Origin of the sequence: Mesorhizobium sp. 113-3-3 (assembly GCF_016756495.1) — a bacterium.
In the GTDB taxonomy this organism is placed as follows: Bacteria; Pseudomonadota; Alphaproteobacteria; order Rhizobiales; family Rhizobiaceae; genus Mesorhizobium.
Window position 1 is genome coordinate 1,602,664 of record NZ_AP023243.1, and the last position, 13,272, is coordinate 1,615,935.

Annotated in this window: 12 protein-coding genes; 10 read left to right on the plus strand and 2 right to left on the minus strand. The window is 63.6% G+C overall.

The window, feature by feature from the left end; genetic code table 11:
• Positions 1-273: 273 nt before the first annotated feature.
• From JG746_RS07750 to JG746_RS07785, 8 genes are all read left to right on the plus strand, one after another.
• Positions 274-1,602: an NAD(P)H-dependent oxidoreductase gene (locus JG746_RS07750; protein WP_202357609.1), complete on the plus strand. Its 1,329-nt coding sequence runs from the start codon at positions 274-276 to the stop codon at positions 1,600-1,602.
• 2 nt (positions 1,603-1,604) lie between these two features.
• Entirely contained in the window at positions 1,605-2,633 is a 1,029-nt protein-coding gene (locus tag JG746_RS07755; protein WP_202357610.1) for a thiamine pyrophosphate-dependent dehydrogenase E1 component subunit alpha, read from the plus strand.
• On the plus strand, positions 2,633-3,631 hold the full coding sequence (locus JG746_RS07760; protein ID WP_202357611.1) for an alpha-ketoacid dehydrogenase subunit beta: 999 nt from the start codon (positions 2,633-2,635) through the stop codon (positions 3,629-3,631). Before JG746_RS07755 ends, JG746_RS07760 begins: the two co-directional genes overlap by 1 nt.
• 3 nt (positions 3,632-3,634) lie before the next feature.
• A complete protein-coding gene (locus tag JG746_RS07765; protein WP_202357612.1) occupies positions 3,635-4,954 on the plus strand; it encodes a pyruvate dehydrogenase complex dihydrolipoamide acetyltransferase in 1,320 nt (439 codons plus the stop codon).
• A 254-nt stretch (positions 4,955-5,208) separates the two neighbouring features.
• Positions 5,209-6,195: an ABC transporter substrate-binding protein gene (locus JG746_RS07770; RefSeq protein WP_202357613.1), complete on the plus strand. Its 987-nt coding sequence runs from the start codon at positions 5,209-5,211 to the stop codon at positions 6,193-6,195.
• A gap of 89 nt (positions 6,196-6,284) precedes the next feature.
• Positions 6,285-7,988 carry an ABC transporter permease gene (locus tag JG746_RS07775; RefSeq protein WP_202357614.1) on the plus strand — a complete coding sequence of 568 codons (1,704 nt, stop codon included), beginning with the start codon at positions 6,285-6,287 and terminating at the stop codon, positions 7,986-7,988.
• Positions 7,976-9,067: an ABC transporter ATP-binding protein gene (locus JG746_RS07780; protein WP_202357615.1), complete on the plus strand. Its 1,092-nt coding sequence runs from the start codon at positions 7,976-7,978 to the stop codon at positions 9,065-9,067. Before JG746_RS07775 ends, JG746_RS07780 begins: the two co-directional genes overlap by 13 nt.
• Positions 9,068-9,241: 174 nt before the next feature.
• Positions 9,242-10,405, plus strand: coding sequence for a DUF930 domain-containing protein (locus tag JG746_RS07785; protein WP_202357616.1), 1,164 nt, complete (start codon positions 9,242-9,244; stop codon positions 10,403-10,405).
• Here JG746_RS07785 and JG746_RS07790 read toward each other — a convergent pair.
• Both JG746_RS07790 and JG746_RS07795 read right to left on the minus strand, forming a co-directional pair.
• Positions 10,402-11,076 carry an HAD family hydrolase gene (locus JG746_RS07790; RefSeq protein WP_202357617.1) on the minus strand — a complete coding sequence of 225 codons (675 nt, stop codon included), beginning with the start codon at positions 11,074-11,076 and terminating at the stop codon, positions 10,402-10,404. The genes JG746_RS07785 and JG746_RS07790 overlap by 4 nt on opposite strands.
• A gap of 104 nt (positions 11,077-11,180) precedes the next feature.
• Positions 11,181-11,822, minus strand: a complete 642-nt coding sequence (locus JG746_RS07795; RefSeq protein ID WP_202357618.1) for a hypothetical protein — start codon at positions 11,820-11,822, stop codon at positions 11,181-11,183.
• A 191-nt stretch (positions 11,823-12,013) separates the two neighbouring features.
• On the opposite strand from JG746_RS07795, the gene JG746_RS07800 reads away from it, so the two are divergent.
• Together JG746_RS07800 and srlA are read left to right on the plus strand one after the other, a co-directional pair.
• A complete protein-coding gene (locus JG746_RS07800; RefSeq protein ID WP_095787930.1) occupies positions 12,014-12,451 on the plus strand; it encodes a transcriptional regulator GutM in 438 nt (145 codons plus the stop codon).
• A 51-nt stretch (positions 12,452-12,502) separates the two neighbouring features.
• Positions 12,503-13,264, plus strand: coding sequence for a PTS glucitol/sorbitol transporter subunit IIC (gene srlA, locus JG746_RS07805; RefSeq protein ID WP_027054143.1), 762 nt, complete (start codon positions 12,503-12,505; stop codon positions 13,262-13,264).
• The last annotated feature ends 8 nt before the right edge of the window (positions 13,265-13,272 follow it).

Genomic DNA, 13,272 nt, shown 5'->3' on the forward strand with positions numbered 1-13,272 from the left:
ACTCCGGACGCGACGCGGCGGTCGCCGCGACCCATTCACGGCGCCAGCTCCCCGTGCATTCCCCTTGCGCCGAGGATCATGTCCGGGCGATCGCCTGCCCGCGCATCGTCCTGCACGGTTGCCGTCCCTCATAGAGCTTTTTGGGCTCACACGCGGTCTCCGCGAAAGGTGCCAAAAAGTGTATGAAATTGGACATTAGTCTTGACAGAAATACAGATGTTCAATACCCGTCAAGCGAATGAACAAGCCTGCAATGTGGGAGGAATGAGCGGTATGGCTTCCAATGTTTCGTTGACGGGCCTTGCCCGCGATCTCGAGGAACGCGGCAAGTCGGGCAAGCCCATCCGCATCGGCCTGATCGGCTCCGGCGAGATGGGAACCGACATCGTCACCCGCGTTGCCCATATGTCTGGCATCGAGATCGGTGCGATCTCGGAACTGAACCTGCCGGCCGCCAGCAGGGCTGTTGATATCGCCTTCCAGGAAACCGGCCATGCGCGTGAAGTGTCGAGCGCTTCGGCGATGACGGCCGCCATGGAGGCCGGCAAGGTCGCGGTCACCAACGACGCCAGCCTGGTCATCAACAATGACCTGATCGACGTGGTGATCGACGCGACCGGCGTTCCCGCCGTCGGCGCCGAAATCGGCCTGCGCGCCATGGAACATGGCAAGCACCTGGTGATGATGAATGTCGAGGCCGACGTCACCATCGGCGCCTATCTCAAGAGCGAGGCCGACCGGCTCGGCGTCACCTATTCGCTCGGCGCCGGCGATGAGCCGTCCTCCTGCATGGAACTGATCGAATTCGTCTCGGCGATGGGCCATCCGATCGTCGCCGCCGGCAAGGGAAAGAACAATCCGCTCAACATCGACGCCACGCCGCCCGCCTATGAGGACGAGGCCAGGCGCCGGCACATGAATGTGCGCATGCTGGTCGAATTCGTCGACGGCTCCAAGACCATGGTCGAGATGGCGGCGATCGCCAATGCCACCGGGCTGGTGCCGGACAAGGCCGGCATGCATGGCCCGGCGGCGACGCTCGGCGAACTCTCGAAAGTGCTGGTGCCGGAAAAGGATGGCGGCGTGCTGTCCAGGGTCGGCGTCGTCGACTACTCGATCGGCAAGGGTGTGGCGCCCGGCGTCTTCGTCGTTGCCGACATGTCGCATCCGCGCATTTCGGAACGCATGGAAGATCTGAAGATGGGCAAGGGCCCATATTTCACCTTCCACCGCCCCTATCACCTGACGTCTTTGGAAGTGCCGCTGACCTGCGCCCGCGTCGTGCTCTACGGCAAGGCCGACATGGTGCCGCTGGCGAAGCCCGTGGCCGAAGTCGCCGCCGTGGCCAAGAAGGACATGCAGCCCGGCGAGAAGCTCGATGCGATCGGCGAATATTGCTACCGCGCCTGGATCATGACGGCGCCGGAAGCGCATGCCGCCAAGGCCATTCCCTGCGGCCTGCTGCAGGGCGGCTCGGTCACCGCGCCGATCAAGAAGGGCGAGCTCATCACCTACGCCAATGCGGCGCCTGCCCCGGGCTCCAAGATCGCCGAACTGCGTGCCCGCCAGGACAAGCTCGTCTACGGAACCGTGGGAGCCTGATCATGGCCGGAGCCAGCAAAGCCGTCGCGGACAGTCGCGCCAACCTGCCTTTCGTCTATCGCCAGTACAGCGCCGAGCAGCTCAAGCAGGTGCTCTACAAGATGTACCTCATCCGCCGCTTCGAGGAGGGCGCGGAGGAAAGCTACGTGCGCGGCCTGATCCACGGCACCATGCACCTGTCGATCGGCCAGGAAGCCAGCGCCATGGGCATCTGCATGCCGCTTGGCGAGGATGACCAGATCACCTCGACCCATCGCGGCCATGGCCATTGCATAGCCAAGGGCGCCGAGGTGAAGCGTATGTTCGCCGAGTTCTTCGGCAAGACCACGGGCTACTGCAAGGGCCGTGGCGGCTCGATGCACATTGCCGATGTCGCCAAGGGCAATCTCGGCGCCAACGGCATCGTCGGCGGCGGCATCCCAATCGCCGTCGGTGCGGCACTTTCCTCCAAGATGATGAAGACCGGCAAGGTCGTCGTCTCCTTCTTCGGCGACGGCGCCAACAATGAGGGCGCCTTCCACGAGGCGCTCAACATGGCTGCGGTCTGGAAGCTGCCGGTCATTTTCGTCTGCGAGAACAATGGTTACGGCATGTCGACATCGACCGCCCGTTCGACCGCGGTGAAGAACATCGCCGACCGTGCGGCCGCCTATTCGATGCCCGGCATCATCGTCAACGGCAATATCTTTTCGGAGGTCGCCGAGGCGTCATACAAGGCCGTCGAGCGCGCCCGTGCCGGCGAAGGGCCGACGCTGATCGAATCCAAGACCTACCGCCATCGCGGCCATTCCAAGAGCGACCGCAACCGCTATCGCACCAAGGAAGAGATCGAGGACTGGATGTCGAACCGCGACCCGATCACGCTGTTCGAAAACGAGTTGCGGGAGTTCGGATTCATCGACGACAAGGGCATCGAGGCCATCCGCGACGCGGTCGCACAGGAGATCGCCGACGGCATCGAGTTCGCCAAGGCAAGCCCGTCGCCTGACGTCAGCGAGACCGGGAATTACGTGTATACGGAGCAGGCGTGATGGACGCGTTGGTGCGTGAACTGAGCTACGCCCAGGCGATCCAGGAAGCCATGGCGATCGCCATGGACATGGACGAACGCGTCTTCCTGATGGGTGAGGATATCGGCGTCTATGGCGGCGCCTTCCAGGTGACCGGCGATCTGGTCGAGCGCTTCGGCACCGAACGGGTCATCGACACGCCGATTTCGGAACTGGGTGGAGCGGGCGTCGCCGTCGGTGCAGCCCTCACCGGCATGCGGCCGATCTTCGAGTTTCAGTTTTCCGATTTCGCCACGCTCGCCATGGAGCAGATCGTCAACCAGGCTGCCAAGATGCGCTTCATGCTGGGCGGCGAGGTTTCGGTTCCCGTGGTGATGCGCTTTCCCGCCGGTTCGGGCACCGGAGCGGCGGCGCAGCACAGCCAGAGCCTCGAGGCCTGGCTCGGCCATGTGCCGGGCCTGAAGGTCATCCAGCCGGCGACGCCCTATGATGCCAAGGGCATGCTTCTGGCGGCGGTCGCCGACCCCGATCCGGTGATGATCTTCGAGCACAAGCTGCTCTACAAGATGAAGGGCCGGGTGCCTGAAGGCTATTACACGGTGCCGATCGGCAAGGCCGATATCCGCCGCGAGGGCCGCGATCTCACCATCGTCGCGACCTCGATCATGGTGCAGAAGGCGCTCGACGCCGCCGCGACGCTGGAAGCCGAAGGCATCGACGTCGAAGTCGTCGACCTCCGGACCATCCGGCCGATGGACAAGCAGACCGTCATCGACAGCGTCAAGAAGACGTCGCGGCTGATGTGCGTCTACGAAGCGGTCAAGACGCTGGGCATCGGCGCCGAGGTCAGCGCGATGGTCGCCGAGAGCGAGGCGTTCGACTATCTCGATGCGCCGATCGTGCGGCTGGGCGGCGCCGAGACGCCGATCCCCTACAATCCGGAGCTGGAGAAGGCGACGGTGCCGCAGGTTCCCGACATCATCAGCGCCGCGCGCGACCTCGTAAAAGGGGTCCGCTGAAACATGCCGACTGAAGTCATTCTTCCCAAGGTCGACATGGACATGGCGACCGGACAGATCTCGCGCTGGTTCGCCGAGGAAGGCGCCCGGGTCAAGAAGGGCGACGTGCTGTTCGAGATCGAGACCGACAAGGCGGCGATGGAGATCGATGCACCGGCCAGCGGCGTCTTGCGCGACGTCACCGGCAAGGAAGGCGTCGATATTCCGGTCGGTGCGCCGGTGGCGTGGATCTATGCCGACGACGAGGCCTATGGGGCCAAGCAGGACGCGGCTCCAATCTCCCCACCCGTGGGGGAGATGTCGGCGAAGCCGACAGAGGGGCGCGCTGCCCTGCCGGACATCTCCCCCACAAGGGGGGAGATTGGCCAATCGCCGTCGGGCGCACGCGCGACACCGCTTGCCCGACGTTTGGCCCGTGAGGCAGGTCTTGCCCTTGCCAGCATCATCGGCACCGGCCCGCATGGCCGGGTGGTCAAGGCGGATGTTGACGCGGCGGTTGGCAAGGGCGCAGCCAAGGAAGTCCCCGCGGTGGCTCCTGAAGCTCCCGCTGCTTCCGCGCCGGCGGTCAAACCGATGTCGGACGATCAGGTGCTGAAGCTGTTCGAGCAGGGCTCCTACGACCTCATCCCGCACGACAATATGCGCAAGACCATTGCGCGCCGCCTGGTCGAGGCAAAATCCACCATTCCGCATTTTTATCTCACGCTCGACTGCGAGCTCGACGCGCTCCTGGCATTGCGCACGCAGATCAATGCCGCGGCACCCATGAAGAAGACCGACAAGGGCGAGGCGCCAGCCTACAAGCTGTCGGTCAACGATATGGTCATCAAGGCGATGGCTTTGGCATTGAAGGCGGTGCCGGATGCCAATGCCTCATGGACAGAAAGTGCCATGGTCAAGCACAAGCACGCCGATGTCGGTGTTGCCGTCTCGATCCCCGGTGGCCTGATCACGCCGATCATTCGGCATGCGGACGAAAAGACGCTGTCGACCATCTCCAACGAGATGAAGGATCTGGCCAGCCGCGCCCGCAGCCGCAAGCTGAAGCCAGAAGAATATCAGGGCGGTACGACAGCCGTCTCCAACCTCGGCATGTTCGGCATCAAGGATTTTGCCGCCGTCATCAACCCGCCGCATGCGACGATCCTGGCGGTCGGCGCCGGCGAGGAGCGGGCGGTGGTCAAGAATGGCGAGATCAAGATTGCCACCGTCATGTCGGTGACGCTGTCGACCGACCATCGCGCCGTCGACGGAGCACTCGGCGCGGAACTGCTGGCCGCCTTCAAGAACCTCATCGAAAACCCGATGGGCATGCTCGTCTAGCGCCAGTCGGGCGCCTTTGATGAGTGTTGGAACATAGCTCCTAGGTCTGGCGTCCAGTTGCGCCAACAGGCTCGCGGAAGGCCAGGTCCGCGGGCCCTCCTGTCGTGCCGTCAGGGCATCTCATGCCAAGCTGTCGCTTGATCCGATCGCGCATGTGCGCTGTCATCCACCAGTCATATGCGCCGTGCAGGGAGGAAGAGACGGGGAGCCGGCCAGGGCCGGACCGGTCATGCACAGACAAGACAGGAGGTCTCATGAAGACGCTATTCATCAAGCTGCTGGCCAGCCAGCTGGCGCTCGCGGCAACTTTGTTTGCCGGCGTGGCAAATGCCGAAACGCTGACGCTCTACACATCGCAGCCGGAAGCGGACGCAGCCAAGACCGTGGATGCCTTCAAGAAGGCGCAGCCCGGCATCGACGTGACCATCTATCGGTCCGGAACCAGCGATATCCTGACCAAGATGGCGGCCGAGTTTGCCGCCGGCAGCCCGCAGCCCGACGTGCTCTTGATCGCCGACGCGGTCTCGATGGAGCTGTTGAAGAAAGACGACCGGCTGCTGCCCTATGCCGAGGCCAAGCTCGACGGCATCGAGGCGGATGCCTATGACGCCGACAAGACCTATTTCGGCAGCAAGCTGATCACCACCGGCATCGTCTACAACACCGCGGCCGCCGAGAAGCCGGAGCATTGGGCCGATCTCGCCAAGCCCGCCTATGCCGATAGCCTGGTCATGCCGAGCCCGCTCTATTCGGGTGCGGCGGCCTATCTGCTTTCGGGCTTTGCCGGCGATACCAACTATGGCTGGGATTTCTTCCAGAAGCTGAAGGCCAACAACACCGTCAGCGTGCGCGGCAATGGCGCGGTGCTGAAGTCGGTGGCCTCGGGCGAGAAGCCCTATGGCATCCTCGTCGACTTCATGGCGATGAACGCCAAGAAGAAGGGTTCGCCGGTCGAGTTCGTGTTCCCGAGCGAAGGCGTGCCGGCGGTGACCGAGCCGGTCGCCATCATGAAGACCGCTAGGAATGTCGACGGCGCCAAGAAGTTCGTCGACTTCATTCTGTCGGATGAAGGCCAGAAGCTGGCGCTGTCCATGGGCTACCTGCCGGCGCGCGCCTCGGTCGGCCGTCCCGAATGGCTGCCGGAAGGCGTCAAGGTCAAGGTGATGCCGTTCGACACCAAGGCAATCGTCGCCAAGACCGACGCCGACAAGGCGAAGTTCCAGGAACTGTTCGGCGGCTGATCCGGCAGTCGTGGCGGGATGCCGTCCGGATGGCATCGCGTCTTCGACAAATTCCGGTCGCACCGGTGATCGATCTCGGGAAATCAATCATGTCGACACGCATCAGGGAAAGCCGGGGCCAGGAGATGGTCCTGACGGCGGCTGTGGCCGTCGTCATCGTGCTGCTTTCGCTGCTGCCCATGCTGCGCCTCGTCAAGGAGATCGTGGCACCTGGCGGCACCTTGTCGACCATGACCATTGAGGTCGGGTTGCGGAGCCCGGCGACATGGATCGCGACATGGCACACGCTGGTCGTCGGCATTGGCGGCACCTTGCTTGCGGTGCTGTCGGGAACGCTGGTGGCGGTGCTGGTCTCGCTGACCGACATACGCGGCCGCGGTGCCCTGGTGCTCTGCTACGTCATGCCGCTGATGATCGCGCCGCAGGTGACGGCGCTGGCCTGGCTGCAATTGTTCGGCCCGGCAAGCCCATTCCTCAAGCTGTTCGGCGCGGCACCGCCGCTCGGCACCAAGAACGCGCTCTATTCGACCTCGGGCATCATCCTGTTGCTTGGCGTGCAATATGGCCCGCTGGTGTTCCTGCTGGTGCGGGCCGGGCTGCGCAAGCTGCCGCGCGAACTGGTCGAGGCGGCACGCGCCGGCGGCGCCGGTTGGTGCACTGTGCTGGTCACCATCGTACTGCCTTTGATGACGCCCTCGATCATGGCGGCGGCCGCACTTGCCTTCGTCTCCTGCGTCGGCAATTTCGGCATCCCGGCCTTCCTCGGCATTCCCGCCAATTATCTGGTTCTGCCGACCTTGATCTATCAGAAGCTGGCCGGCGGCGGTCCGGCCGTGCTCGGCGAGACCGCGTTCCTGTCGGTGCTGATCGGCGTCATCGCCATGGCCGGCATCCTCGCCCAGGAAGTGATGAGCCGCCGCCGCGACTACCGCATCTCTTCGACATCGCTGGCGGCCGAACCCTACGAACTCGGCCGCTGGCGCCCCGCCGTCCAGGCCGGCATGTGGCTGCTGATCGTGCTGGTGCTGTTCCTGCCGCTGTTCGGGCTGGTGCTGACCTCGCTGGTGCCCGGCTACGGCATCGCGCTCACCGCCAAGACGGCGACGCTCGACAATTACCGCTTCGTGCTGTTCGAGCATGATGCCGCAAAGCGCGCCTTCTTCAACAGTTTCTGGCTGTCGATCGCCGCCGCCTTCTTCGCGGTCATGGTCGCCGTGCCCGTCGGCTATCTCATCGCCTGGGGCAAGCAGCGCTGGGTGCGGCTGCTCAATCTGTCGGTCGAGCTGCCCTATGCCTTGCCCGGCGTGGTGCTGGCGATCGCCTCGCTGCTGCTTTTCCTGCGACCGATCCCGATGACCGGCATCCAGCTCTACAACACGGTCTGGATCATCCTCTACGCCTATCTCGCCCGCTTCCTGGTGCTGGCGCTGCGGCCGACCATCAGCGGCTATCACCAGATCGACCGGGCGCTGGAAGAGGCCGCACAGGTGGCGGGCGCCGGGCTGTTCACGCGCCTGCGCACCATCGTCTTCCCGCTGGTCGCACCGGCGGCGATCGCCGGCGGTCTTTTGATCTTCATGACGGCGCTCAGCGAGCTCACCGTCTCGGCGCTGCTTTGGTCGTCGGGTTCCGAGACGATCGGCGTGGTGATGTTTTCCTTCGAGCAGGGCGGCGATTCCAACTACGCGGCGGCGATGTCCGTCATCACGGTCGCGGTCACCTTCGTGCTGATGCTGGTGACCAATCTGCTTGCCCCTCATCTTCCGAGTGGAGTTCTGCCATGGCGCGACTGAGCCTGGACCGTGTGACCAAGAGCTTCGCCGACTTCGATGCGGTCAAGGATGTCTCGATCGACGTCGCCGACGGCGAGTTCCTGGCGGTGCTTGGGCCTTCCGGTTGCGGCAAGACGACATTGCTGCGGCTCGTCGCCGGCTTCGAGAAAGTGAGTTCGGGCGAGATCCGCATCGGCAGCGATGTCGTGTCGAACAGCGGCGGCAGCGTCGCGCCGGAAAAGCGGCGCGTCGGCATCGTCTTCCAGAACTACGCGCTGTGGCCGCACATGACGGTTGCCGAGAATATCGGCTATTCGCTTAAGGTGGCGAAGCTCGACAAGGCGGTCGCGCGCCGGAAGGTCGAGGACGCGCTCGCCCTGGTCAATCTGCAGGGGCTGGGCGAGCGCAGGCCGGCCAATCTCTCCGGCGGCCAGCGCCAGCGCGTCGCACTCGCGCGCTGCCTCGTCGCCGCGCCGTCGCTGGTGTTGTTCGACGAGCCGCTTGCCAATCTCGATGTCCATCTGAGAGCCTCGATGGAGGATGAGTTCGCCGCCTTCCACAAGCGCACCGGCACGACCATCGTCTACATCACCCATGATCAGGCCGAGGCGATGGCGCTGGCCGACCGCATCGCGGTGATGGACCATGGCCGTCTTGCGCAGCTCGCGACGCCGCGCAAGCTATATCATGAGCCGGCAAATGAAATGGTCGCCTCCTTCATCTCGCAGGGCATCCTGCTGCCGGCGGATGTCCTGACGGACGAAGAAGGCGGCCATTGCAAGGTCAGGGTTCTGGGAACCGAACTGCTGGTCCGCTGCCGCCCCGGCGAGCGGCCACGTGCGGGTGCCAAGATCTGCTGCCGGTCGGCCGATCTCGACATGTCGCCGGACGGGGCCGGCTTCGACGGTCTCGTCAAACGGGTGATCTATCAGGGAGGGGCGGCCCGAATCGAATTCACGCCTTCCGCTGGCCCTGATCTCACCTTGCATTTCGAACAGCCAGATCCGGTTACGCTGGAGAGTGGGGTCCAGGCACGGCTGCGCATAAAATCCGGCTGGCTGATCCCGGCTGCGGCCGCGGAACAGAGCCTTGGGGCTTGATAAATATCGGCTTGTCGTGAATGTCAGGACGGACGCTGCTCATTGAGGCGCGTCAGCGGCCCGTGCAGGTGCGCCTGTGTCGACCATACCGATCACCGAGCTGTCAGCGGCAAAACCGCGCCAATCCGATGCCTGTGCTTGAAGCCGCCGCTATTTCATTCCACATCGGGCGTAATGAACGGCAAGATACGAGAGTGGGTTCGCAATTGGCGATGGGCCTTGGCCGCATCGCTGATCCTGCATGCCTTGATCGGAGCGTTCTTGTTCTTTGGCGTGCCGAGATCCGAGCAGCAGCCGGATCAGCAGGAACAGCCCGTCAATGTCACGATTGTGCCGCCGCCCGAGAAGCCCAAGCCGAAACCTGCTCCAGAGCCACCGGAGCCTAAGGCTGAAAAGAAGGCTGAAAAGCCGCCTGAACAAAAGCCCCCTCCGGAGCCACCGAAAACGCCAGACGACCATGTTCTGAAGCGGGTCTTCCAGTACGGCCAGAAAGATACGGGCCCGGAGAAATCGCTCGACGGAAGCAGCGCCAAACCCAACACGCCGTCACCGGCCAAGGATGAGCCGGCGAAGCCGCCGGTAGTACCGACACCCGCGCCGACCCAGCCCGCCCCGGCTGCAACGCCACAGCAGAAGGCAGAGCCCAGCAAGCCTGACGAGAAGCCGGCAACCGCCGCGCCGGACGAAAAACCTGCGCAAAGCGAGGAAAAGCAGGCGACCGAGGATACTGACAAACAGCAGCCCGACAAACAGGAGGCGGCGCCGCAAACCGACGAGGAGCAAGCCGTCGTGGCGCCAAAGCCATTGGCGGCCGAGGCCGGCAACAAGCCAGCGCCCGCGGCCGGAAAGGCAAAACCCAAACCTGCAAAGACGATGAGTTTCAAATCGGCGCGAGCCTTCAAAGCCCCAGGCGGCAAAGCAGCGAAGTCAAGTCCCGCGAACACTGCCGCTGCAGGATCGCCGATCTATTCCGGCCTTCCGGGTGTTCGAAAGCTCTTCTCGCAGGGGGCAACCGGCGATGCATTCGCCACAAGCTCCATGGAGAACGTGCCGCGCGGTCAGCGCGTGGCCACCCTTTGCGGCAATGTTCTGAGCCAGGAACTGCAAAGTGCCGACTATTCGATCAAATGGGTGCCAACCATTCAGCTGGACAAAGGCAATGTCCTCAATCCTCCGCTGGCCGCCTTCAGCACGAGAAACACCTGGTACAATCTGAACTTCCGGTGCGAGGTCGACGCCGATGCGACGAGGGTGCTGTCGTTCAACTTCCGTGTGGGGTCAATAGTCCCGCCCGGCGAATGGGCCAGCCGTGGATTCACCAAGTATCCGCTGAATTAGGCCGGCACGCCGATCCCGGCCAATTGCCGGCTAACTTCTTGCCAGTCGGCGCAGACGAAATCGGCGCCGGCCGCCGTCAGCCGCGCGCCATGCTCGGCATAGGTGTGGCCACCACCGGTGTAGCCGATCGCCGTCATGCCGGCGGCGACCGCGCCCTGGATGCCGAAGGGCGAATCCTCGATGACGATGCAGTCGGCCGGATCGGCGCCCATCCTGAGGGCGGCGAACAGGAAGATGTCGGGCGCCGGCTTGCCGTTCTTGACCATGGAGGAGCTGTAGATCGCCTCGCCGAAGAAATGCGCCAGACCGGTGACGGCAAGGCTGTGGTTTATCCGCTCGACGGAGGATGATGAGGCAACGCAGCGGTCGCCCTCGAGCGTTTGCAGAAATGCCGCGATTCCCGGCGTAGGCCTCAATTCCTCGGTGAACAGCACCTTGGTCTCGGCCCAGATGTCGCCATCCGCGGCAGCGGGAAACTGATGGCCGGTCAATTCCTTGATCCGCACGATGATGTCGGACTGCTTCATGCCGACGCACTGGGCGATGATGCCGCCATGGACGCCGGGCATGCCGTGCTTTTCATAGACGCGCTCATAGGCCCTGGCGGCCAGCGGCTCGCTGTCGACGAGAACACCGTCGCAATCGAAAATGATAGGCCTTCCTCGCGCCACGCGCATGTCTCCTCACGTCAAATCTCGCACATCGCTATCGTCAAAAAGTCAAATGTTCAATAGTGCGATGTCTCGGCGCGTTTTGAGCCTGAAAGGGTGGGCAGTCAAAGCTGGCGCAGAGCATCGCTTGCGCGGCCGGATCCGAGCGCCCGTTGCATGGCTTGCCGGGACTGCGCGCGGTCCGGCGTGATCCAGTTCGGTTCGGCTCCGAGGAAGCGGTCGAGGAAAGCCACTGCGTAGGCCGGCATCTCGGTCACGTTCTCGCGATAGGACCACCAGGTGCGCAGATCGTCGGCGCATTTGTCGATGCTGGGCGCCTTGCCGAACTCCTGCTCGTAGATCGCCGATATCACCGAGACGCAGTAGTTGGTGTAAAGGAAGCCTTCCGGCCAGAAGCGGATGATTTCCAGCGTGCCGGCATTCTGCTCCGTCTCGATGAGATCGGCGAGGCCGGAGATTTCCCGGGCCGGCGCCTGCTTGATCAGTTCGCGCAGCACGAGGCCGGCGGCAAAGACGATGAAGTCGGCGCGGTCGATCGCGGCGAAGCGCTTCTGCGCCTCCATGATCTCGACCCAGTCGAGAAAGGCCCGCGTCAGCTTCGCCTCGTCGATCTCGAAACGCACGCCAAACGTGTCCGCGACCACCTTGGCGCTGCCGCGGAAGGTGGCGCGGAACCAGCGCAGCTGCCGCAACCGGTGGCGCAGGTCGGGCATAAGGGCCAGTTCGTCCCTGAAGGGCAGTTCCATTTCATGCATCCCGTTTGACGACAGGCTAGCACAGCCACGCCGCCGCCGAAATCGGCAGACGGCTCTGTGGATGGCGTTGTGGAGGTCAATATCATACATATTGACATTCGCGGAAACAAATGTTCTCACTTTGCTGTTGTCGCGCGCCGGTCCAAGGTGCGGCTCAACATAGGCTTCGGGAGGAGAACCGAATGGCGATTTGGCAGTGGGGACTGCTTCTGCTGGTTATTGTGTGGGCGCTGCAGTCGCTCGGCGTCTGGCTGCAGATGCGGCACTATTCGGATGTCTTCCGGGGTGTCACCGACCAGTACAAGGACGGCTTCGTCGGGGCCGGCAATTTTCGCGGCCGGCTGGCCAAGGGCACTATCGCGCTCGTCGTGGTGACGCCTGACCTGATCGTGCGCCGCCTGATGGTGATGAGCGGCCGCTCCGTCTTCACCAAGTTCAAGAGACATGAAGAATTCGAGGGTGTTCCCCTCGATCGACTCCGGTCCAACCCTGCGATCATGGGGGAGGGGGAACCCGGTGTGGCCGAGGCCGTGAAGCGGGCGATCGAACAGATCGACAAAACACGGTCGGAGCCGGGGAAGAAGCCGGGCCTGGCCGGCTTGAACGTAGCAAGGGCTTAGAGGACGCCGCGCACCGACTGGGATAACCGGCGGGCGGCATAAGGAGGAGAAATGTCTGTATTTTCGTTGTTGGCGCAGCATGCCGACATGGCCGTGCACAATCTGCATGTCGCAGGTGCCATGGTCTCGGATGCTGCTTTGCATGGCAAGCTCGCCGTCGAGCATGCTTCCGACCATCTCGTTGTCCTTGCGCAGGCAGACAGCGGACCCATCACCGTCGATCAGTTCAAGGAAAAACTGAAGGACGTCCAGCAGGAAGAGCAGCTCGGCTGGCTGACCGCCATCGGCAAGTACTTCATCGGCATCTTCCAGAAGGGCGGTGAAGTGTTCGCCGGCTTCGTCACCGGCATCATTCCGACGCTGGTCGTGCTGATGACCGCCTTCTACGCCGTCACCGAACTGGTCGGCGAAGAGCGCGTGCATGGCCTGGCGCGCGGCGCCGGCAGGATCGCCTTGACCCGTTACACGCTGCTGCCGCTGCTGGCGGTGTTCTTCCTCACCAATCCGATGGCCTACACGTTCGGATCGTTCCTGGAAGAAAAGCACAAGCCGGCCTTCTATGACGCGGCCGTCTCTTACGTGCATCCGCCGCTTGGCCTGTTCCCACACATCAATCCCGGCGAGTATTTCGTCTGGGGCGGCATTCTCGTGGCTCTGCTCGAGCTCGAGAAGAAGGGCGTTGTCGTCGCCGGTTACCACGTCAAGGTGGCGATCTGGTACGCCATTGTCGGCCTCGTCGTCATCCTGCTCAAGGGCATGCTGACCGAGCGCATCACCACCATCATGGCACGCCGCCAGGGCGTCGAGCTGTAAGGGCGGGG

Bases quoted from the DNA above. Each gene is read 5' to 3' on its own strand.
- JG746_RS07750 (WP_202357609.1), top strand. From the start codon at position 274: ATGGCTTCCAATGTTTCGTTGACGGGCCTTGCCCGCGATCTCGAGGAA.
- JG746_RS07755 (WP_202357610.1), top strand. From the start codon at position 1,605: ATGGCCGGAGCCAGCAAAGCCGTCGCGGACAGTCGCGCCAACCTGCCT.
- JG746_RS07760 (WP_202357611.1), top strand. From the start codon at position 2,633: ATGGACGCGTTGGTGCGTGAACTGAGCTACGCCCAGGCGATCCAGGAA.
- JG746_RS07765 (WP_202357612.1), top strand. From the start codon at position 3,635: ATGCCGACTGAAGTCATTCTTCCCAAGGTCGACATGGACATGGCGACC.
- JG746_RS07770 (WP_202357613.1), top strand. From the start codon at position 5,209: ATGAAGACGCTATTCATCAAGCTGCTGGCCAGCCAGCTGGCGCTCGCG.
- JG746_RS07775 (WP_202357614.1), top strand. From the start codon at position 6,285: ATGTCGACACGCATCAGGGAAAGCCGGGGCCAGGAGATGGTCCTGACG.
- JG746_RS07780 (WP_202357615.1), top strand. From the start codon at position 7,976: ATGGCGCGACTGAGCCTGGACCGTGTGACCAAGAGCTTCGCCGACTTC.
- JG746_RS07785 (WP_202357616.1), top strand. From the start codon at position 9,242: ATGAACGGCAAGATACGAGAGTGGGTTCGCAATTGGCGATGGGCCTTG.
- JG746_RS07795 (WP_202357618.1), bottom strand. From the start codon at position 11,822: ATGGAACTGCCCTTCAGGGACGAACTGGCCCTTATGCCCGACCTGCGC.
- JG746_RS07800 (WP_095787930.1), top strand. From the start codon at position 12,014: ATGGCGATTTGGCAGTGGGGACTGCTTCTGCTGGTTATTGTGTGGGCG.
- srlA (WP_027054143.1), top strand. From the start codon at position 12,503: ATGTCTGTATTTTCGTTGTTGGCGCAGCATGCCGACATGGCCGTGCAC.